Genomic DNA, 23,687 nt, shown 5'->3' with positions numbered 1-23,687 from the left:
ATAAAGCTCATTGCCTGATATTACCGAACTCATCAATTAATAAGATATCTAATGTGCCATTGGGAAATAAAGGAATACATACCTGATGGCATCTTCTTACTATCAGTGAAAAGAATGTAGCTTCTGTTTCGGGAATAACATCCCATAACTGTCGTGCCATGGTTATTTGTTGTATAGCGTCTATTGTAGTCTCTGAACAACGGGCTTCTTTCGCTAATGTCGAAATAAACTCCTTATTCATAATCACCTTTTTACTATGGGTATCTAATGAACCTTCAGCTAATTTCACGGCTTTACCTATCATTATTCCCATTGTAAGGCGCTCAAAGCCTAATTCTGAAGCTGCAATAATAGTTTCACCTATAAAGTTACCATAATGAATAAAAGCCTGTGGAGGCAAATTGGGATATTGTTGTTTCACAAATCGTTCACTTTTAGCACCCGAATTGACAACCACATTCTTACATCCTAATGCTTTGGCAACCTGCATTTCGCGACGGATTGAGGCTATAAATGCTTCCGAAGAAAAGGGTTTTACAATACCCGATGTTCCGATAATGGATATACCTCCCGTTATTCCGAGTTTCGGATTAAAAGTCTTTAATGCAATTTCTTCACCTTTCGGTACAGATATAGAGACGTCTATTCCTGTCTTTAAATTTTGTTCCGGCAATTTATCCTGATAATGACGCATAACTTTGAAGAGCTCGCGCTTCATCATCATTCGGGGAGTCTTATTAATAGCAGGCCCTCCTATTTCAAGACCTAAACCGGGTAAAGTAACTACTCCAACTCCTTTTCCTTGCAGAAAGCGAACTCCTTTGTGTTCATGAGTTAATCGTACAGTAGATACTATCTCGTGTCCGTTAGTTACATCCGGGTCATCTCCGGCATCCTTTATCACAGAGCAACTCGCAAGCTTGCCTTCTAATATAGTCGAATGAATGGGAAGCTTTATCCATTCTCCATTTGGAAGAGTTATGCTGATTTCGGTTTGATTTTCCCTAGTCAATAATGCCGATAAAGCGGCTTTAGTTGCAGCCGTAGCATACGTGCCGGTAGTATATCCCGTTTTAAGATCAAAAAATTCAGGCAGAAGCTTTTCGATCTGCTTTCTTAATCCATTCTCACCATATACAGAAATAAAATCAGGAGATAAAGTCGGACGTTTCACGACAAGAACGGGAATATTCAGCTTCCGGGCTCCTATAACCTTCTCATTGAAGCCACCGGATTCGCCGCTCTCTTTTGTTATGATTGCCTGAGGTTTAAACTTCTCAAAGAGTAAGGTTTCATCTTCACCTTGTTGATAATATAAAACCTGTTCTATTGGGAAATTCTCTTGTTGTATGATAGAGCGTGATTCGTCTCTATCTAATATTCTGAACAAGCAATAATGCTGCTGCCAGTATGGTTTTAGTTTAGCAACAGTATTTACTCCGGTTAGAGCCAGCAAATTATCTATATTATTTTTTTCTAAGTATTCAATAGCTTCACTATAAGACCCAAACCAAAGCAAATCTTTTTCCTGTTTGGGATAGTTGCGTTCATATCTGACAACCGGGATATTTAATTCACGAGAAGCTTGTGCTATATTCTGATGCAATACTTTTGCAAAAGGATGTGCTGCATCTACAATTAGCTTTATACCTTTCTCTTTGCAAAAATCTATTATACCTTTCTCATCTAAACCTCCGGTAATATGAGTGCCATGTGCCGTTTCTATTTTCTGTGGTTTGGTTTTAGTTGAATAATAGAAATGCTTGGCTGCATTTTCACAAACGACAACAACTTTACGGCCTTCTGTGGTTCCTCCGAATATAAGTATCATATCATGATATGGTTTAAGAGTTCTTCTATACTTGTAATACCTATAGGCGATTGATCCGGCTTGTACAGTAAAATGCGGTTCTCCTTAATTTCGACAGAGAAATCAGATTCAATATCGCGTGAAGCTAAAATCCCATTTCGTAAAAAGGCTTTACGGATCATAGCATATATTTGTCCATGTCCTATAACTTTTATTTGCTTGTTAAAATCATTCTCGACTCTAAACAAACCTGTATATTGGTCAAAGACAATGCCTTTTCGAGCAAAGAAGTTGCTCAGATTTCCATCTAAAGATAAGTCTTCGGGAGTACCTATCTGAATCCCGTGTTCACTATCCATCAACCATATTTTGTCTGCTATTTGCAAAGCTAAATCAAGGTCATGGGTAGATAAGAAGATTGTCTTATTTGTTTTGCGAGATAACTGATGTAATAATTGCATCAGTTCTACTTTGCTTGGAAAATCCAGAAATGCAGTAGGTTCATCCAGAAGAATAATCGGCGTCTCCTGTGCCAGAGCTTTGGCAATCATTACCTTTTGACGTTCTCCATCACTTAGTGAGTCAACCATTCGCTCAGATAGATTTTCTATTTTTACGAGTGAAATGGCCTCTTCTATTTTCTCTTTATCTTCTAGTGCTAACTTTCCCCAAAATCCGGTATATGGACTTCGCCCTAAGCCAATTAGTTGATAGGATGTCATATTCTTTATTTCGAACTTTTCAGTCAATACGACTCCAATTAACGTAGCTAGCTCTTTTTCTGGATACTTCTCTATTTTTTTTCCATGAATAACGATATCTCCAGACAATTTCGGCTGAAAGGCGGTTAATGTCCTTAATAAAGTAGATTTGCCAATACCATTTGCACCCAATAAACAGGTAAGTTCTCCGCTGTATATATCAGAAGTGATATGTTCAGCTATCACCTTTATATTCTTTTGTGATGAATAACCTATAGCAAGCTCTTTTAGCTCTATTGTCTTTTCTTTCTTATGCATAACTCTAACCGACTTCATTTTTGCGTTTACCGAATAAGACGGAAATAACGATAGGTGCGCCAATCAATGCTGTTACAGAATTGATTGGTAATGCGCCTTCGAATCCCGGCATACGGGCCACCAAATTACAAAACAGAGCCAGAGAAGCACCAGTAAGAGTTACAGCAGGCATCAGTATCCGATGGTCAGACGAAACAAAAATAGTTCTGCACAAGTGAGGTACAGCCAGCCCCAAAAAAACGATAGGCCCGCAGTAAGCTGTTACAATAGCAGTAATGATGCACGAACAAACAATAACATAGAGCCGAGCTTGTTTTACATTCAATCCAAGGTTACGTGCATAACCATCACCTAAAAGCATCAGATTAAGAGTTTTTATCAACAGGAATGAAAGGGGTATTAATACGATCATGATGCCTACAAAAGTATACACTTGATTACCTGAAACTTTAGAAAAACTACCCAAACCCCAGATTACATAAGCTCTTACATCTTCATCGTTACTAAAGAATTTCAGTACACCAATGATAGCTGTTGCAATATACCCTATCATAACGCCGATAATAAGCAGGATAACGTTTCCTCTTACAAACCGAGAAATAGTTATAATGATAATCATTATAGCCAAAGCACCTGCTACTGCCGCTATAGATATTGCTATCTCGCCAAACAATCCCATCTTGATCAGTGCTGTTCCTCCAACACTACCTGAAAGTAGGATAATAAAAGCTACCCCCAGACTTGCACCTGAGCTAATTCCAAGTTCGGAAGGTCCGGCTAATGGATTTCGAAATAGAGTCTGCATCTGTAATCCACTAATAGATAGTCCGGCGCCAGCCACTAAGGCTGTAATAGTTTGAGGAAAACGAGATTTCCAGATAATATTCTCCCAGATTATAGACTCTTCCTTTATTCCGAATAGAATATTCCAAACGGAACCCACCGGTATGGAAATTGTGCCCAATACCAGATTCAGAATGAAGAAAACGAGTATAGAGGTAGAAATCAGTGCAAAAACTATCAGGGGACGTTTCATTTATTTAAGTAATTCGTAATAAACAGGAACATATTCGGGTAACAATGACGGATGAAATATTTTTATCAAATCGGCTAAAACTACTTCGGGCTCAACAGGAGTATTTTCATAGAAAGGTTTCTCTCGCAGATTACAATATATAAGCTTTTTATCCTTAAAAGCTTTAAAATCTGCATATCGAGCATCACTTTGTTTCAAAGCATCGTAAGTGAATGTTCCATCGTGGCTATTCACCATCCGCCAGTAATCAGTATTTGCCCCCTGTGAATAAACAGTTTCGAAATCGACATAAAAACCTCCGGATTCGTTATCATTTTTCATAAAATAATCGGCTCCTGCATCTCTGAATAGTTGTGCCAGATAGCTGTTTCCTCCAACTACATACCAGTTACCCGAATGTAATTCACCGCTCAACACTGTGGGACGTTCTGAAATAGAAGCAGACAATACTTTTAATTTATTATACTTGTTTTCTATATCGTCAAACTGTTTATTGGCTTGTTCTTCTATTCCTAATAGCATAGCAGTGAACTTAATCCATTCTGCCTGTCCCAAAGGAGAACTTTCTTTATATCCTAAAAAACTAATTAATGGTATATTCAGGTTTCGAATCGCATCGTATCCTCCTTTTTTGAATGGTGAAACAAGTATAATATCCGGATTTAGAGCGAGAATAACCTCATTGTCAAATTCACCTTCTATACCAATTTTTCTGGTCTTGTCTTCTTTGAGCTGTCTATTCATCTGTTCATTAAAAAGAAAGCGAGTGCTGGTTATCCCCACAACCTTATTCAAAGCATTGAGCTTAATAAAGTTTGATAGTTGCAGTGTGGTCATGCAAATTACACTGCAGACAGGTATTTCTATAGTCTGATAATCAGCAGGTATGCCCTCTTTGTTGCTCCCTCTATTGACCAGAGCGTATTTGTAATGCATATCGCTCTCCCCGGATGGATCGGTTATATCAACTAATTTATAGTTTGCGGAACTAATCACTTTGAAACCTTTGGCATATTTAATATTCATAGAATCTGCAGAGTTTCGATCTCCGATAGTTTTTGCATTCTTATTTTGATTACAGCCCGAAAATGTAATAACCAGAGTAAATAAGATAAAAAGTAGTTTTTTCATCCAGATTATTCTTTTGTAATTATTAATAGTGAGAAATAAGGAAATTTGCGATCTATTATTTTATGTATATCCTGCGTATAGAATTCTTTTTCTTTAATTCCTACATTCTCAAAATAATGTATTCCCACTTTATTTATTGAAGACATAGCCTGCTTAATAGCCTGTTCCGATTGAGAAGGTTTCATTATCACGATGGAGTTTCCAGCTTCTATTCTTTTCTTTAAATCATTGGATGATATTATCCCGGGAATGATATGCAATTCTTCTTCTTGTTTGGCTATATGGATATTGGCAAGGGCTGCACAGGCAATAAACGCCGGAATGCCGGCAATACGTTCTGTCGGAATATTTTTTGATATAAGATTATCTGATATATAATGAGTTGAAGAGTAAAATCCTGCATCTCCTTCTGCTACTACAACTATTTTTAATCTTTTCTCATAATGCTTTTCTATAAGCTCAGCAACTTCCTTATAGCAGAGTATAGCATGCGATCGATCTTTACTCATAGGTACATCAAAAAGAGAAATAACGGAATCATTAATATTCAGTTCCAATAAAATATCACGGCTACGGGATAACATATTTCCGACTGGTGAAACAGTCGAGGGGCAGAGAATAATATCTGCTTGTTGCAAAGCTTTTAAGGCTTTTAGGCTTATAAGTTCGACATCACCTGGCCCAAGAGATACAAATGTAACGAAATCAGACATATTTATTTTTAATTATTATAGTTACAATCTGCTTAATTCAACAAAAGGTAAGTAACTGAATACCTGTAGTTACAATAAATATGTTTAGAGATACGGATTTTGTATGTTGGTATATTCCGCAGCATACCAATACTGCCTTCAAAAACATGTAATGCCTCATATCTTATTTTATTATTGTAAAAAACTAATAAAATAAAACAACGAGTTTCCTGAAAATTAATAAAATAGCAATGAATACAAGATGTATTGCACAACCACTCCTATCCCTGGAAGCTTGGTGTTTATTTGTCAGATCTGGCAGGTCTTCTGGCTATCCTCCGGTTAAAAGCCTTCCCATTTCTTTCGAAACAGTGGCATGGAATTTTCAACCGATTTTATGAGAAATTACAGCTGCAGGTACAGCCCCGGATTCACACCGGGTTCCCTTTTATTACAACTTCATGATTTTGAAATTACAATACCGAAATCTGAGTGCAAAGGTATTAATATTTTTTATTTTGAAGCCCAAATTTCAACTTCAATTTTAAGCTCTTGTAAACCCAATGCCTTCACATAAGCAATAGTCATAGATGGGTATATTGTACCAAATAGATTATCCCATCTTGCGTCCAAAAAATCCCAATCAATATCTTCTGTAGCCCAGATATTGACTTTTATAACATCGTCGGAAGTTAAATTCTGACTTTCCAGAATTTGTTCAATATTCCTAAAAGTATTGTATACCTGTTCATTCATACTATCAGGAATAACTCCATAATTATCAGTTCCAATCTGTCCGGAGAAAGTGTATAGAGTTGAATTTTTAGGAATTATAGTCACATGTGAATATTTTCCGACAGGCTTTGAAATATTTTCAGGATTTAATCTGACGACTCTTTTGATTTTATCACTATTCATTTCAATTTTTCTTTAAATAAACAATCCAAATACCAAAGCGGTATTTCTTTTGTAATGCAAAAGTATAGGTAGTGTATTATTTGAAATTGGATAAAACCGACAACTCTCAGAAAAAGAAATACAATAGTTCTCGTAAATTGAATTGTAGAAAGAATACATCGCTAGCAAATGCTAGATAAGCCATTGAGGAAAGTTAGCTAAATACTCTTTTGAATTTAGTATGAAATTTCTAGGATTAGTTCCTGTAAATTCTTTAAATTCTCTGTTATAGTGCGATTGATCAAAATAATCATATTGATAAGCAAGTTCTGTAAAATTTTCAAAATTTGTCTGACGCAAAGAATTCAATCCCTCTTGAAAACGCATAATCCGTGAAAATATCTTTGGTGATAATCCAACAGACTGTTTTATAATTCTTTCTAATGTTCGCTCCGACAAATTCATTTCTAATTGGATTTCTTTAAGAGTTTTTCCATTTTGTAATAATGTCGAAGCATGCACCAACTTTTTATGATTATTTTTGACTCTTTCTATTTGCTTAAGGAAGAAAGAAGAGATTAGGCTTATTTTTTCTTCTAAAGAAATTGCGTTAACAAGTTGCTCAAGAATAGCATCCCTCACAATGTCTTCAAGTGAAATATTTTGATGATTTAACTCAAAAGCATCTAATCCAAAAATTGTTTTTAAAGCCGTTGGTTGCAAATATACGCCAATAACGCTAAAGTATCCACTAACTGTATGCTCCGTATATTTAGAATATTGCCCATATAAATACAATTGAGGCAACGCTTGTCCCTTTCTATCAAAAAACAAGTTTGGTTCTTGTTGAAATATTAATGCCGGTATTCCATCCGGGATAATCTTAAAACATTTATCACTAGAATTATTCGTAAAGTCCTCCAATATCCAAAAATATTGGATGTAATCTTGTAAAGCCTTTATAGGAATAAATTTTTTATAAAACATTTATCTTTATATATGTAAAATAGATAATCTAAAATATGAGAGAATGTTGCACAATACATATCAATGCTAAGTGAAGGCTATTTTATATTACAAATATAAATCTTTTAAAATGAATTAATCTTACTAATTTTTAGAATTCAAATGTCACTCCAATGGTAGGGATTATAGATGCACTCGAACGTTTCAAGTTTTTCATCTCGTAACGTTGTTCTTCTATCGGTGCTTGTGGATTTATGATATTTCCCGTACTTACAATTACATCTTGTCTTCTGAACGAACTTCGTGTTACATTCTGTAAATCGAGGTAAAGGCCAAGCATATACTTCTTCAGATAAAAAGTTTTATCTACTCTCAAGTCTAGCTGAGTATATGAAGGGTTACGCAACGTATTGTATTGAGTATAGTCGAGATAAGGTTTTCCCGAAGCATTCCAAGCCAAGACCAGCGAGGATTTGTCTTGATCGTAAGGAGTAAAAGGTGCTCCACCTATCGACTTTATCTTTGCTCCTAGACTCCAATTTGAATTAAAGTAATAGGTTCCTGTAAGATTAAATATATATCCATTATCCCAGGCCGAAGGAAGATACTTACCTTCTTTTTTTGCAAATTGACTTTTGAATAAAGTAAATGAAGATAAAACATTTACTTTACGAGCGACTACCCATCTTCCTAATAATTCCACACCATAGCTTTTACCTCTTGCATCCGATACAAGCAGTTCGTTCCCTATCGCTCCGTAGTCGTCACCCTTACTCATCAAAGGAATGCCGTCTTGCACAGATAAAGGCATATTGTTGTAATATTTATAAAAACCTTCTAAAGATATTTCGAAATTCTTTATCGACTGATAATTGAAGCCTGCCGATACCTGATCAACACGCATATAATCCAATCCCTTGTTTACAAACATACCATTGTTATCTTTCAATCCCATTGCTGTAAGAGGTGGAAGCTGGAAGTAACGTCCGATATTAGCGTTGGCATTCAAATTAGCTATAAGCCTATATGATAAAGACAGGCGGGGCGAAACCTGATTAAATATTTGCTTGGTATTATGTGAATAGGATGCAGCATCTAGCCTTATTCCAAAAGATGATTTGAATCTCTCATTTGTTGAGACATAATCTATCCCCATTTGAAAAAGCTTAGTTGTGTATCATATTGGAGAGCCGTTTCTTCATCATTATAAAAAAACACCTGAAAACTATTATTGCTATATTGCACATAATCTATATTTAGTCCTGTATTAATTTTCCATTTACCAAGTGGCGTAAGGTTTTCGAATCTAAGTTTCGATTCTTGTTCCAATGATTTGTATTTTAACCTTAGCATATCAGGGTCGTTATTCAAATTGTCCTGATATTTCGTATTACGATTATTCAGGTAACTATGGCTGAGAGCAAGAGTCTGTCTATTACGTTTGTTGTAATGCTTATAAACTGCCCCTAAGGTAAAAGTTTCCTGCTTTATAGTTGGCAAATAACCCAGTATGTATTCGGCATCTTCGGTAGTAGCTTTATTATTTAGCTTCATATCATCTATTGCACCAACACCTATAAATGTAAGCTCGTTAGTAGGTGACAATTGAGTTTTTATCTTGAACAGGGCATCATTGTATGTTGGCAAGAAAGGGAGTCCTATGAGATCGAAAAGAAGTTGCAGATAAGATCGCCTCATAGATACGGTATATGTTGTCTTTTTACTTAAAGGTCCATTGGCTGTTGCAGAAGCTTCTGATGCACCTAAAGTTCCTTTGAAAGATTGCTTTTCCGGATTTCCATCAGCTAATTTGAAACTTACGACAGAGCTTAATGCATCACTACTGTACGATGGAAAAGCTGCTGTATAGAAATTTACTTCCTTGATCAAATCTGCACTTATGATACTTACAGGCCCACCAGAAGCTCCTTGTGTACTAAAATGATTAATGTTAGGTATTTCTATACCATCCAGAAAGAAACTATTTTCTGAAGGCCCACCACCTCTTACAATTAAATCGTTTCGATAACCTCCTGGCGAGAAAGCTACCCCCGGATAAGATTGTACAATGCGGGATATATCGCGGTTAGCTCCAGGGCTTTTTTCTATTTCCTGTGTACTTATAACATGCAATCCAACCGGGCTTTCAATAGAACGCCTGAAAGGCATCGGATAGACATTTACATCGGCTAACTCATTCGTATTTTCTTCTAATTCAACGGTTATTTGTAAATCTTTTACTGTCAATAAATATTCAGGGGTTTGTTCAGCTTTATACCCAACAAATGATACTAGAAGGGTATAAGGTCCGGGTAATAGATTTTCAATAGAAAAATGCCCTTCTTCATCTGTTTGTGTACCAATAGTTGTACCCTTTACTATTATACTGGCATAAGGAATGGGGCTTCTGTCTCCTTTGTCTATGACTGTTCCCTTTAATGAATGCTTCTGCTGAGAGAATACACTAATACTAAAGAGTGATATAAATACAAATAATATCGTTTTCATAAATATTTAATAAGCGAATTAATTAAAACTCACAAATTCAACATTTAGATAAAGAAATTAGTTCACAATTTATACTACTATGAAAGTCTTTTGTTACAAGTATTCTCTTGATAAATTCATATAAGTATAATACGGAACGGTATTATTTCCGTTTTATGGAACGACTTAATGTCATATACCCTAACACTCCGCCTATAATAGAAGCTGCAAAAATACCAATTTTTGCTTGTACCATATATTCAGGATGGGTGAATGCGAGTGATGTGATAAATAATGACATGGTAAAACCGATAGATGCGAGTAGGCTTATACCTAGTAGGTTATGCACATTCATTCCTTCCGGAAAAGGAGCAACCTTTAATTTAATAAGTAAAAGCGTAAAACCTACGACTCCCAACACTTTCCCTAATAACAGACCTAGTGCCATACCTAAAGCTATATTTGTGCTGAATAGCTGCTCTATATCAATGTTTAGTGAAACTCCCGCATTCGCTAAAGCAAATATAGGAATTATAACGAAAGTCACTAAAGGATGCATTCTGTGCTCTAAGCGTTGCAACGGAGGAATTGCTTTATTCGTGTCTATTTTTATTTCTTCCAGTAAATGCAACTGATCATTTGTAAGTGTCGGAATTTCACTTTTTGGATCGACTTCTCTAAATTTATCCAGGTATTTCTTTATTCGTTCAACAAATAGATTTTCTCTTATTTTGACATCGGCAGGAATCATGAAAGCTGCAATAACAGAAGCTATTGTAGCATGAACACCTGATAGCAAGAATGATGTCCATACCCCAAGAATTCCCAATATAGCATAAAACAAAATACTTCTGACTCCCATTTTATTGCCAACAAACATGATAAAAGCAAAGCCGAAACCTGTGGCAAGGCTTATAAAAGAGATATCGGAGGTATAAAAAAATGCAATAACCAAAACAGCTCCCAAATCATCAACAATGGCGAGAGCCGTAAGAAAGACTTTCAACGATAGAGGTATTTTGCTCCCCAACAGATACAAAATCCCCAGAGCAAAAGCAATATCAGTAGCCATCGGAATGCCCCAGCCATGATGGACTTCTCCTGATGGATTAAGACTTATATAGATGAGTGCGGGAACAAGCATGCCTCCTATTGCTGCTCCAATTGGTAAAAGAGCTTTACGAGGATTGGACAGCTCCCCTCCTACTATTTCCCGTTTAAGTTCTAGCCCAACAACAAAGAAAAATACGGCCATCAGGCCATCGTTGATCCAATGATGGATACTATATTCAAAAAAAGGAATTCCATTAAATACAATTCCTAATTTATGTTCTAAAAAATGAAAATAATCTTCCGACCAAGAAGAATTAGCAAGAATCATTGCAATTATAACACTTAGCCCAAGAACGATCCCTCCCGCCTTTTCCTGTAATATAAATTTTTGAATGGGCTGAACAACCTTGTCTATGGGTTCTTTTTTTTCTTCTGTCATCGATATAGTTTTTTATGAGAATGTTTTATCTACAATAAAATGTACCTTAGTTGTAAACTTTAGTAAAAGTCAAAAATAAAAATATTTTTCTACTTCATATATTTTTTAACATTTATCGACATTTAAGATCTTTAATGTTTACGTTCCCTTTTCTAAATGAATTTATGGTCTCTGATAAGACTAACCAATAGACACAAAGTCGTGATTTATAATATAAATCACGACTTTGTTAGTTATATAATCTAATTATAAATTAATCGTTCCCTTTTATGAATTTGGCAACTTCTCGAACTTCCACACTACCGCCAATTTTGAAAATAGGATTAGCTTTGGCAATCTCTATTGCTTCATCAATTGTTTCTGCATTTATAACTACATATCCTGTTACAATCTCTGTACCTTCTGAATGAGCACTATTTACAATATTTCCATTCGAGTGAATTGTTTTTGCTCCTGAGGGAGATAAGGTATTTCCTTTATCGGATACTTTATTTTGCTTCATTAGACTACTGAACCATTCCATTCTTTCTTTCACTTGTTCGGGAGATGGTTTTATCTCCGAATCTTTATTTAATCTGAATATCAATAGAAAATCTTTCATATCACACATTTTATTAATATTTAAAACAAATACAAATATAAAGATGTAAATAAGAAATATATCAGCACTTTTAGGGCTGTTTTCGGTACTTTTTAAGAAAAGTACTAGGAGAAAATCCTGTTTTTTTCTTAAAAATTCGGGCAAAATATGAAGAATCTTCAAATCCAATCTGATAAGTGATTTCACTTATATTGTAGTCTGAGTATATCAATAGCCGTTTAGCTTCGGTTATTTTAAGATTAAGTAGATATTGCTTGGATGAGATACCAAGTATTTTTTTACATGTTTCATTCAATTTATCTTCTCGTACATTTAGTTTGTTTGCATAATGAGAGATTGTATATAATTTCGAATAATCGGATAGAATTAACTCTTTAAATTGCTCTATTAGTGTATTACTTTGATATGTTTTTACCTGCTTCCTTTTGGCTATCCTATATAATAAGCGAGAATAGTACAAGAGCCCAGCTTTTATATTTTCTTCTGATGCATCATCTTTATAAAGCAACTCTTTATTAATATCTTCAAGAATAGATAAATGAAGTGACACATCAATATTGTCGATATCAATGTAGGGAGAACTATAGCTCAAATTCATATCTAACCCGGCTAATTGATCTATAAAAATAATATATCCCTGCACATTATCATAGAAGCTCCAATTATGAATCTGCTTAGGAGCAACGTAAAATACTCTCTGTGGTTTTATTGTGTATTCTTCAGAATCAATCACATAAAATCCACTTCCATGAGTAAACCAAACAAAAGAAAAAAAAGAGTGACTATGAGGCCATTCGATCTCTACATTCTCCCCTGATTCGAAATGCCTTATAAAAAATGATTTTGATAAGGCATTATCAGGAAGAGCTTCTGCCATAGAGTATTCTTTTATCATACGTGATTGTTTATACAGGAATATTATCTGTTTATTTAATACTATATGAATTATATGAGTCTAATTATAGACTGCCTATAGCAGCAAATTTACATAATTATTGCAATTTTCTTTTATTAAATACTTCTATTCTTTTCTTAGTCTTTTATCCCTTCTATAAGCAAAATAAAATACTTGAGGTAATACTGTAAAAGAAAGAATCATGCATATAATTATTCCACCTACAATCATTATAGCTAGCGGGCGTTGAATTTCAGAACCCATATCGGTAGATAAAGCTGCCGGAAGTAGCCCCATCGATCCCATTAAGGCAATCATCAGAACCGGTCGTACACGTTGAGCAACGGCTTCATTGATTGCTGTACGAAGATTATGCGTTTGTTGTACTTTTTTCTTCATGAGTGTTACCAACAAGATGCTATCTATAGAAACGATACCGAACAAGATAATGAATCCGATGCCTGCCGATATACCGAAGACTGTACCTGTTAACCATAAAGATACAAAACCGCCGATAAAAGCAAATGGCATAGCGCTTACGGCTATCAGCGTGTCTTTTACTGTCATGAAGTTCATATATAATAGAAATATAATCATCAAAAGTGCAGCCGGAATAATAAATGTCAAACGCTTTGTGGCGCGTTGTTGGCTTTCAAATTCGCCAGCCCATACCATTTTATTTTCAGATTTAAGCTTTATATTTTGTCCAACAGCTTTTTGAGCTTCGTCTATAGTCGATCCCAAATCCCTGTCTCGTATACTAAAACCAACTCCTACATAACGGCTGCTACCTTCACGGTAGATAAATGCAGGCCCGGTAATAAAATCAATACTAGCTATTTCTTTCAGTGGGACTTGTTTGCCATCCATTGTTGGGATAAGAATATTCCCTATTTTATCTTCATTGTCCCTAAACTCTTTTTGAAAACGCACCATCACATCAAATGTACGTTCATTCTCATAGAAAGATGTCGCAGCCTTTCCACCTATTGCCATTTCAACAACCGTTTGTACATCTTTCATAGATACAGCATAACGTGCCATATGCGATTCTTCTAACTTTATGCGGAGTTCGGGCAGTCCAATACTATGAAATACATTAACATCTTCTATCCCTCGTATGTTTTTGATCGTTGCTGCTGTCTGATCAGCTAAATCTTCAAGCTGATGTAGGTCTGAGCCGAATATTTTTATAACCAAAGAGCTTTTTACACCGGCAACATATTCTTCTACATTGTCTTGTATGGGTTGGCTGAATGCCAATACAACACCCGGATAGATATTTAATGAGTCTTGCATTTGTGCTATCAGATCATCTTTACTTATTTTGTGTTTCCACTCTTTTTCAGGTTTCAGTTCTGTGTGAAATTCTATATTGAAAAATCCGGTAGCATCAGTTCCATCGTTTGGACGTCCCGTTTGCGTTAAAATAAAATCAACTTCGTCAAAGCTTTGAAGTTTCTTTTTCATTTCTTTTGTTATGCGTACCGATTCATCCAAATTAATACTGTTGGGTAGCGTAGCACGCACATATATTGCACCTTCGTTCATCTGAGGAATGAATTCTGTTCCCCAGAATGAAAAACGAATAACGCAAGTGGTTAGTATCACTAAAAATACCACTATAGTCTGTATACGATGTCTACTTGCAAACGCAAACATATTGTATAAAACTCGGGTAAAGAAACGACTTACGAAATTGGTTTTCTCTTTTACCGATTTTGTCAACAACAATTTACACATAACCGGCACATACGTTAATGACAAAATTAGTGAACCTAATAGCGCATAGCCTAAGGTAAAGGCCAGCGGCTGAAACATTTTTCCTTCAACCTTCTGAAACGAAAATATAGGGAATAATGCCACTACCAATATTATCTGTGCAAAAAAGATGTATGAAGCTACACTTCCGGCGCTTTTGCGGATCAATCCACCTTTCAGCATCGGATTAAAACGGCTACCTAGATCATGCGATCGCTTTTCCATTGCGACATACACACTTTCGACAATAACCAGTGTTCCTTCCAGTAACAGCCCGAAATCCAGGGCTCCCATGGATATGAGATTTGCAGGCAAACCTTGTATACGCAGCATGATAATGGCAAACAAGAATGATAATGGAATGACGGATGCCACAATGAGTGATGTACGCCAGTTGAAAAGAAATATGAAGACCACGAGTGATACTAACAAAATACCTTCGAGTAGGTTGCGAAGAACGGTGTGCACGGTTGCATTCACAAGGTTAGTACGGTCAAGAAAGGGCTCTATCTTCACGTTATCAGGCAGAATACGCTCGTTAAGTTCTGCTATTTTTTCTTTCAGATGGACAATCACCTCACTGGGGTTTTGCCCTCGCAACATAATTACAATACCTTGTACCACATCATCGTCGTCATTTAGACCGACTTGCCCTAAACGAGGTTTAGAAGATATACCCACTTCGGCAACCTGCTTTACACGTATAGGTGAGCTGCCTTTTACTTCAATGAGTATATTCTCAATATCTTCTATACTTTCAAGTAAGCCTATTCCCCTAACAACAAATGCTTGGCTTCCTTTTTGTATTACATCACCACCAACATTGATGTTACTTCGTTCAACGGCTTCATATACATCTAAAGGGGAAAGATTATAGTTTGCAAGCTCAGCAGGATTCACTTTCACCTCAAGAACCTTTTCTTCTCCACCAAAGCTGGCTATTGTTGCTACTCCCGGCACAGATAATAATTCACGCTCTACGACCCAAGAGTTGATAGCAGCTACCTCGCGTACAGGCAAATCACTCTTGAGAACATAACGAAAAATTTCACCTGTAGCACCCGAAGGTGGCTCTATTGATAATTCTACACCTTCAGGGAGGTCGAGATCTTGCATCCTATTAGACGCATATTGTTGGGCAAAGAAATCATCAACCCCATCTTCGAATAGAACAGTAATTACAGACAAACCAAAAAGGGACGTCGAACGTACATCTGTTTTACGAGGAATGGTATTTAGTTGCTGCATGATAGGTAAAGTGACAAATTTCTCAACTTCTTCGGCACTTCGACCCGGCCATTGAGCGATTAATTTCACGCGTGTGTTAGTGACATCCGGATATGCTTCTATAGGGGTGTTTTGGAAGCAAATAACTCCTGCTATTGCGAGTATACATGTTAGAAAAAGTACTAATATGTGGTTACGTAGTGCAAATGCAATAATATTCTCAACAAATTTGTGCATAATTATTTATTGTTAAGCCCTGAATATATTAGTAAATGGTTTGAGGTCACAACTTCTTCTCCTTCAGATAATCCTGATTTTATATAAGATACCTGTCCGCTATGCCCTTTTAAAAAGACCTCTCTTATCTGAAAATTACCATCGGTATTTTTTATTATAACAAAATAGTGGTCTTTATCGAATATTAATGCATCAGAAGGGATAGCTATATTTTTCTCTCCAACTTGATTTTTCAGATAAACGATAGTAGACATTCCAGGTTTCAACTTCAGGTCTTTATTCGATATAATAATTCTCGCCTTCAACACTTTATCTTCAGGATCAAAAACTTGTGACATCAAGTTGATCTTACCTTCGAATCTTTCATTAGGATAAGACAATGTTGTAAAATTCACATCCATGCCCTCCTTTACCAGCTGTAGGTTACCGGCATATACATTAACCACTACCCACACTGTGGATAGATCGGCAATCGTAAAAAGAGTGCCGTTGTCGGAAGATAATGTACTTCCTGATGTTACGTTTTTGGATACAATATATCCGGACATAGGAGCTTTTATAGAAAAGATTCCATTCCCCTTGTCTGAGCCGAATAGTTGCATATCATTTTTTACTTTTGATAAGGAAGTCTGTGTTTGTTTGAGTTTAGTTTCTATTTCCAACAACTCTTTTTCCGAAAGCATCTTGTCTTTAAACATCTCCCTGGCAGATTTAAGTTCACGCTCTATGATACGTATTTCAGCCTGTAGAGAGCTTTGCTCACTCTGCAGCTCAGATAAATCTTTACTATGAATATCTAACAGCGCTTGTCCTTTTTCAACTTTATCTCCCAATGAAAAATAAACCCTGCCAGCTACTCCCTCAGTTAGAGGATAATAATTGATTACTTTATCTGAATCATATTCTACTTGTCCTGTAAGAGTCAACATTTCTATTCTTGTTTCGTATGCTGCCTTTACAGTCTTTACTGACGAATAGAAAGCCGGAACAATTTCTGCTTGTTTATCGGAATTAGCTTCTCCTTTCCCCGTACAGGAAACAAGCGATAAAAAAAGAATCGTTAATGTAAATAATAGAATTTTCTTTGTTATCATAATGGTTACTTATTTATTTCAGTGCCAACTGCATATTGAAACTCTACAAATGAATTGTACATATTTTTTCGAGATAAAAGAACTATTTGTTTGTTGCTTTTATAAGATTCCATAAAATCGAGGTATTCGAGCATGCTGATATTTCTATTTAGGAAATTTTTTGTATATATACCAAGCATCTCATCCAACTCTGTTAACAAATCGTTATTCTCTATTTCTTCATAAAATTTGTACGTGCGACTATAATTGGAGAAAGCCTCAGTTATTTCTTGTTCAGCAATATTTTGTAGTTGCAAAGCAATAAGTTTGTTTTGTTCAATATTTATTTTAGCAGCTTTAATATTCCCTTGATTCCTATTCAAAAAGGGTAAATCGAAACTGATCCCAAATCCGATAAAATCTTTCCATACGCCTCCATACCGATCATAAGAGGCACTTAGTGTTATATCCGGAATTCGTTGTGATTTTTCGTAGATCAATGATTTTTCATAAAACAAAGTTTGCTGTTGTTCACGTTTTATATCAGGACGTAACTCGTGCGCTTTTTCGAGTAAAGACACGAGTGAGACCTGATTGGGATCAATATAATTGAAGTTTGTGTTTTCTACTTTTATGATATAAAAAGGTGAGATATTAAGTAACGATTTCAGATTTTTTTGTTGTTCATTCAAAGCTGCTTCCGTCTGATTTATTTCATTTTTAAGTTCTATTAAGCCTGATTGAAGCCTAAGCAATTCATTTTTTGCGATATTGTTTAGTTCGGCTTGTCTTTTGTAGGCAGAAATAAGTAGCTCAAGAGACTCTTGTTGAACAGATAAGACATCTTTGTATGATTGATGGTATTCTGTTTCGTAAATTAATTTTCGAAACTCTGCTTTCAAACCTCTCAGCACATCTTCAAAATTTAAAACAGCAATTTCTCTTGAAACTTTTTGGCTGTTGATAAGCTTGTTTCGTTTATTGGCAGTTAAAATCAGTTGACTCAGTTCTATACTAAACTGTGTATTTCTGGGAAAGGTTTCAGCCCCAAGTTCTTCTCTTTGTTTGGCGGTGCTCCATAAATTCATCGAACCGATAGATAATTGTGGATTATCCCATAGTTTTGATTGTGCAATTTCTGCCTCGGCAAGAGTGATGTTCATCTTTTCGGCTAATAGCTGTAGGTTTTGTTTTAGGAACAAAGCCTCAATTTCCACAGGAGTATACTTGAGTACTTGAAACTCTTGTGCAAAGACCGGTAATCCGAAAAATGTCAATATAAGACAGGGCAGAGTTGATAGCAGTAACTTTCTCATCTTCAAAATCTAATTTTAGATGCAAAACTAGACTCTTGAAATTAGAAAGAGATTAAACCGAGATTAGAATAGGATTAGAAATTGATATCCCAGGTAATTGTAACAGTTGTCCCTTTATTTTCCATAGATGAGATACTAATATCAGCTCCTGAAAGTTTTAATATTTTATGTGCAAGAGATAAGCCTATTCCAGCCCCCTTATATGAATGTGTATTTTGTGCTCGGTAAAATGTGTCGAATATTTTATCTTTTTCTTTTGCCGGTATGCCAATACCTTTATCCGAGACTAAAAGATGAAAGTGGAATTTGTTTTTGATGATTTCAACTTTAACCTCACCATTTGAATACTTACAAGCATTATCAATTATATTTTGTAGGGCAACAAATAACAAATGACTATTTGACCGAATATAGAATGAATTCTCATTTTTTACGAACGAAATTCGTCCTTTATATTTAGATTGCTCTAAATAATGAATAACGAATTGCAACTCTCCTACTACATCTAATTGCTCAACATCTGATTCTGATATTTCCAAATCGGTTTGAGCTAATTGAAAAAGGTTATTTACTAATATGTTTAAACGCTCGATCTCATTTTCAATCCGTTTGATAGAACCTTTGTATTCATCCGGAGTAAACTCTTTTAGTTGCATAACTTCACACTCGCCCATAATTGCTGTTAATGGGTTTTTTAGTTCGTGTGATGCATTCGCAATAAATGTCTTCTGCGAGTTGAAGCTTATTTCTAAGCGTTCGATCATTTGGTTGAAATAACTGATAACTTGAGCTAGTTCGTCATTTCCATTTCTCTCTATCAGCCTAAGGTGTAGGTCTTTGGGTGTTATTTTTTGCATTCTGGAAACCATATCCTGTAGAGGTTTAGTTATCATTTTTGCATTCCACCAGAGTAGACCAAAAATAATAATACTGCTTACGAATAACACTATTAACAGGATATGCTTCAGCAGATTTTTCAGGTAATCTCCTTGAATATTCTTAGCTGTAACGATAATGATAAAATTTCCTTCATTGTCGGGGTAATATATACCAACTCCGCTTAGGTTATCAATCTCGAATTTTAATTGTTCTGTTCGGAACAATTCGTCTATTTGCCTTCCATTCAAGAAAGACTGAAGCTCTACAGTAGCATCTTGTCTACTATTGGCTACAATTATCCTTTCAGAAGTCTCAGGTAATAATCTTTGATATGCGTCAAGTACTTTTTGATAGGCTTGTTGACTCAGTTCATCTTTTTCAAAATGCTTTTGAGCCGTAATAAGTGCTTTATCAAGTAGAAGCGTATGGTAATTACTATCAATATTTTTTGAAGTAAGTAGATAGACAAAAATAAAAACTACCATCAAGATCACGACAGTGATAGATGTATATAAAAGGGCAAGTTTTGTTTTTATCTTCATTCTTCTTTTAATATATATCCTAATCCAATAACTGTATGAATTAGCTTATCCATTCCTTCAGGCTGAATCTTATTTCGTATATAGTTAACATATACATCTACGATATTTGTATTCGTGTCGAAATTGATATCCCATACGTTTTCTAATAGAGTTTGACGCGAAAGCACCCTATTGGGATTTTTCATGAAATACTCGAGCAATAAATATTCTTTAGCTGTGAGATAAATTATATTACCATCACGAATAGCCTGCTTCGTGTTTGTATCTAATTTTAAATTAGAAAAGTGTAAAATTTTGTCATCTTGTATTCCCGCACAGACTTTCGAACGCCTTAACAATGCATTAATCCGAGCTTCAAGTTCAACCAGCTTAAACGGCTTGATGATATAATCATCGGATCCGGCATTAAGGCCTCTTACAATATCCTCGGTTGTAGATAATGCTGTAAGTAGGATTACAGGGGTAGTATAGCCGAATTTTTGTCGATAAGCCTTACAAAGCTCTAATCCTGACATAAAAGGCATTATTATATCCATAATGATTAAATCATAATCTGTGATTTGTAATTTTTCCCATGCATGTAATCCATCATTACATATCTCTGTTTCAAATCCGCTTATATTTAAACCTCGCTCAATAAACGAACTGATATTCTGCTCGTCTTCTACAATCAGTATTTTCATCTTAAAAAGGGTAGCTTTTAAATACAAATATAAAGGATGTTTAAAAATTCTAGTATGTTTAACCTTAAGTTATTTGAAAATAAGAGATAGCAACATGAACATTTATTAAAGAAAGAAGCCCATAAAATATTTATTTCATGGGCTTCTTCTAATAACCAACTTTTCTTTTAGTTCTTCTATATTAAATCTTTATGAATATTTTCCTCTTATATAATATGTTACCAATTGTCCAAAGAATAGAGATGAAACACAAGGCATAGATTAATGACCCGAAATAATCTCCACAAATAGATTTCAAAATCTGAGTATAAAAACAATCCTTAATACTCATTACTTCTTGACAATTCAAATACATACTTTCAAGGATAGTTGCCATAACGCCTGCTAGGACATATATAAACAAAGGATTTACCCCAAACGATTCGAAAAATACCGACCACTTCTTATACCCCTTCACATCGATGATCCATATAAGCAGCGATAAGAAGGTAGCACCCAATCCACATGTAGTAAGAACAAATGTCGGAGACCAGATTTTCTTATTTATAGGACAGCCATAACTCAACAGAAAGCCAGAAAAGGTAAGTATAGCACCTATAATAAACAGGTGAAGCATCCTTTGTTGATTATCTTTTGTTTCCATCAGTATTTTCCCACAATAGAAACCGATCAACACATGACACACAGCAGGGATTGTACTCAAAATACCTTCGGGATCGAGACCGAACTCTGTATACATATGATTCAGTCCAAGAATACTCTGATCTGTCACTGCTAGGATATTGTACCCTTCGGTAGCAAAACCGTTTCCGAAAAGTAAAAGCAAGAAATAACCAATCAGACCGACTGCAATTATATACGGTATATACTTATGCTTTATAAAGATAGCTATCAGAGATGTTATGCCATACGTAAGTGCCAAGCGTTGCATCACACCCAGAATACGCAGATGTTCAAAATTGGTGACGGATCTGCTCAACCGTTCCCAAAATTCCAGATTATCGGCAGCTAAAGCATGGTATGTACCAAATGAAACACCCAGCCAGGATAGACCTAAACCGATAAGAAATATAACGAATGTACGTTTCAGTATTTTTCTTAGTGTGGGCACAGAAAACTCAAAGTTGAATTTCCGTAACGAGATAAAGGTAGAAATACCCATAATGAACATGAAAAACGGAAAGATAAGGTCTGTGGGAGTTAATCCATTCCACTCGGCATGTCTCAACGGAGCATATATATGCCCCCATGATCCGGGGTTGTTCACAAGTATCATTCCGGCGATGGTGATACCTCTCAAAACATCGAGAGATAAAAGGCGACTGCTTGTTTTTATTTCCATTGTATTTTTTTTAATAGGTATAAGAGCGATAATGTATTCCTTCTCTATCCATAATACGGTTGTGTAAACTCATTCGTTGCAAAAAATCCTGCCAGTTTCGTTTATTACTCCATATCAGCTCACTATAAGCTTGTAAAGCAGGGTATACATGTTCTTCTAGTTTTATCTCATTTGGAATTTCTTCTGTCCATACACAGGCCTGATAACCGATTACTTTAGATTCTGTCATGTTGGGATAATCCTTTGTTATATCAAATTCATATAATTCTTTCCATCGTTTAAATGAAGGTTTCGCACTTAGATAGAAATGGCTCCATGTCATAAAAATCATCGGATTTCCTTTCTCTACAATCATGTTCGCATTTTCATTCATCCAATCGCGCCAGAAAGTCACATGTACCTCATTTTCGATATCATCGACAGCTGCATCGTCCCATACGATAGTCTTTTTCCCTTTTTCCTTTAGCGACTTTTGAATTTCATTTACAAAGAACGTCTGCAAATCGGCTGATGATTTCATTTTGTGCTTTTTCATTTGTCTTTTACAATCAGCATTCAATTCCCAAGTATCTCTTTCTACTTCATCAGCTCCAATATGTACAAAAGGTGAAGGAAATAGTTCTGCTATTTCAGAATATATGTCTTTTGCAAAATCTATCACTTTAGGATCACACGGACATATAGGATACGAAAACTCTTTACCCCAGCCGGTATTTCCAGTGCAAGACAGCCACGGATATGCTCTGATCGCAGCAGACATGTGTCCCGGCATATCTATTTCTGGTATAATTTCTATGCCATACTTTTGTGCATGTGCGATGATTTCCCGCATATCAGCTTTAGTGTAAAATCCGCCATACTTAGAGTCATTTCGAATGAAACGTTTATCTATTTGCATATCTGGATTATATTCCGATTGGCGTATACAGATCGAGTCATATTTATCAAAAGATCTCCATGCGCCGATTTCTGTTAATAGAGGATATTTATCTATTTCGATTCGCCATCCTTGATCATCGTTTAAGTGCAAATGCAGCTTGTTTATTTTATAAAATGATAAGCGTTCTATCGTTTTTAACAAATACTCTTTTGTAAAGAAATGTCGAGCCACATCCAAATGAAACCCTCGCCACTTATATCGAGGATAATCTTCTATTTCTGTAACAGGTAATTGTTTGATTTGACCTGCAGATGTGAGAGAAATAGATTTTATCATCTGATGCAAAGTTTGTATCGCCCAAAGGCTTCCGGCGGAACCGGATGCATGGATATCAATATGTACTGTGTCTATCTTAATATGATATGCTTCATCAGGTAGTTGTTTATCTACAAAGAAACGTATTAGGCTATTTTCATTCGAGTTATAAGAGACCTCTATGTTCAAAGATTCCAATAATGCTTTTTCAAGTATGCTTTTGGCATTCTCATCTATATCGTTGCTTATCGTTATTACCGATGGCAAACGTAGAAATAGATTAGAGTATATCTCTTTTTGAGGCTTTGGTATCAATCGAGGGGTTTCAGAATTTAATTTCTGAGAGAACCCGCCCTGTGTCTGTATAATAAAACACAGACACAAGAGGAATATTCTAAACTCCATT

Annotated in this window: 17 protein-coding genes, 1 pseudogene and 1 riboswitch; all 18 genes and pseudogenes read right to left on the bottom strand. The window is 35.5% G+C overall.

What is annotated here, in order from left to right; all coding sequences use genetic code 11:
- Positions 1 to 7 precede the first annotated feature (7 nt).
- Entirely contained in the window at positions 8 to 1,831 is a 1,824-nt protein-coding gene (gene cbiD / locus BGO84_RS03390) for a cobalt-precorrin-5B (C(1))-methyltransferase CbiD (RefSeq protein ID WP_291027644.1), read from the bottom strand.
- Entirely contained in the window at positions 1,828 to 2,829 is a 1,002-nt protein-coding gene (locus BGO84_RS03385) for an ABC transporter ATP-binding protein (RefSeq protein WP_291027642.1), read from the bottom strand. The genes cbiD and BGO84_RS03385 overlap by 4 nt, the downstream gene beginning before the upstream one ends.
- Positions 2,830 to 2,833: 4 nt before the next feature.
- A complete protein-coding gene (locus BGO84_RS03380; protein ID WP_291027640.1) occupies positions 2,834 to 3,865 on the bottom strand; it encodes an iron ABC transporter permease in 1,032 nt (343 codons plus the stop codon).
- Entirely contained in the window at positions 3,866 to 4,996 is a 1,131-nt protein-coding gene (locus tag BGO84_RS03375; RefSeq protein WP_291027638.1) for an ABC transporter substrate-binding protein, read from the bottom strand.
- A 5-nt stretch (positions 4,997 to 5,001) separates the two neighbouring features.
- Positions 5,002 to 5,709: a precorrin-2 C(20)-methyltransferase gene (locus BGO84_RS03370; protein ID WP_291027636.1), complete on the bottom strand. Its 708-nt coding sequence runs from the start codon at positions 5,707 to 5,709 to the stop codon at positions 5,002 to 5,004.
- Between the two features lie 278 nt (positions 5,710 to 5,987).
- A riboswitch (cobalamin riboswitch) is annotated at positions 5,988 to 6,189 on the bottom strand.
- Between the two features lie 12 nt (positions 6,190 to 6,201).
- A complete protein-coding gene (locus BGO84_RS03365; protein ID WP_291027634.1) occupies positions 6,202 to 6,606 on the bottom strand; it encodes a RidA family protein in 405 nt (134 codons plus the stop codon).
- Positions 6,607 to 6,777: 171 nt separating this feature from the next.
- Entirely contained in the window at positions 6,778 to 7,572 is a 795-nt protein-coding gene (locus tag BGO84_RS03360; RefSeq protein WP_291027632.1) for a helix-turn-helix transcriptional regulator, read from the bottom strand.
- 130 nt (positions 7,573 to 7,702) lie between these two features.
- Positions 7,703 to 10,059 (bottom strand): annotated as a pseudogene (locus BGO84_RS03355) (TonB-dependent receptor).
- 142 nt (positions 10,060 to 10,201) lie between these two features.
- Positions 10,202 to 11,530 carry a Na+/H+ antiporter NhaA gene (gene nhaA / locus BGO84_RS03350; protein ID WP_291027630.1) on the bottom strand — a complete coding sequence of 443 codons (1,329 nt, stop codon included), beginning with the start codon at positions 11,528 to 11,530 and terminating at the stop codon, positions 10,202 to 10,204.
- A 253-nt stretch (positions 11,531 to 11,783) separates the two neighbouring features.
- Complete coding sequence (locus BGO84_RS03345) at positions 11,784 to 12,131, bottom strand: YciI family protein (RefSeq protein ID WP_291027628.1); 348 nt, start codon at positions 12,129 to 12,131, stop codon at positions 11,784 to 11,786.
- 70 nt (positions 12,132 to 12,201) lie between these two features.
- Positions 12,202 to 13,026 carry an AraC family transcriptional regulator gene (locus BGO84_RS03340; protein ID WP_291027626.1) on the bottom strand — a complete coding sequence of 275 codons (825 nt, stop codon included), beginning with the start codon at positions 13,024 to 13,026 and terminating at the stop codon, positions 12,202 to 12,204.
- 126 nt (positions 13,027 to 13,152) lie between these two features.
- Positions 13,153 to 16,251 carry a CusA/CzcA family heavy metal efflux RND transporter gene (locus BGO84_RS03335; protein ID WP_291027624.1) on the bottom strand — a complete coding sequence of 1,033 codons (3,099 nt, stop codon included), beginning with the start codon at positions 16,249 to 16,251 and terminating at the stop codon, positions 13,153 to 13,155.
- Between the two features lie 2 nt (positions 16,252 to 16,253).
- Entirely contained in the window at positions 16,254 to 17,345 is a 1,092-nt protein-coding gene (locus tag BGO84_RS03330; protein ID WP_291027622.1) for an efflux RND transporter periplasmic adaptor subunit, read from the bottom strand.
- A gap of 5 nt (positions 17,346 to 17,350) precedes the next feature.
- The gene (locus BGO84_RS03325; RefSeq protein WP_291027620.1) at positions 17,351 to 18,640 is read right to left on the bottom strand and encodes a TolC family protein; all 1,290 of its coding nucleotides are present in this window, start codon (positions 18,638 to 18,640) and stop codon (positions 17,351 to 17,353) included.
- A 74-nt stretch (positions 18,641 to 18,714) separates the two neighbouring features.
- Positions 18,715 to 20,061 (bottom strand): HAMP domain-containing sensor histidine kinase, encoded by a 1,347-nt coding sequence (locus tag BGO84_RS03320; RefSeq protein ID WP_291027618.1) that lies wholly within the window; start codon positions 20,059 to 20,061, stop codon positions 18,715 to 18,717.
- Entirely contained in the window at positions 20,058 to 20,744 is a 687-nt protein-coding gene (locus tag BGO84_RS03315) for a response regulator transcription factor (RefSeq protein WP_291027616.1), read from the bottom strand. Before BGO84_RS03315 ends, BGO84_RS03320 begins: the two co-directional genes overlap by 4 nt.
- A 181-nt stretch (positions 20,745 to 20,925) precedes the next feature.
- Entirely contained in the window at positions 20,926 to 22,086 is a 1,161-nt protein-coding gene (locus BGO84_RS03310) for a DUF5009 domain-containing protein (RefSeq protein WP_291027614.1), read from the bottom strand.
- A 10-nt stretch (positions 22,087 to 22,096) separates the two neighbouring features.
- Positions 22,097 to 23,686, bottom strand: a complete 1,590-nt coding sequence (locus BGO84_RS03305) for a beta-N-acetylhexosaminidase (protein ID WP_291027612.1) — start codon at positions 23,684 to 23,686, stop codon at positions 22,097 to 22,099.
- Between the last annotated feature and the right edge of the window lies 1 nt (position 23,687).

The sequence above is a fragment of the Dysgonomonas sp. 37-18 genome (genome assembly GCF_001899125.1).
Classification (GTDB): domain Bacteria; phylum Bacteroidota; class Bacteroidia; order Bacteroidales; family Dysgonomonadaceae; genus Dysgonomonas.
The sequence above is the reverse complement of the archived record's forward strand: the minus strand, read 5'-3'. Positions and strand labels throughout refer to the sequence as shown.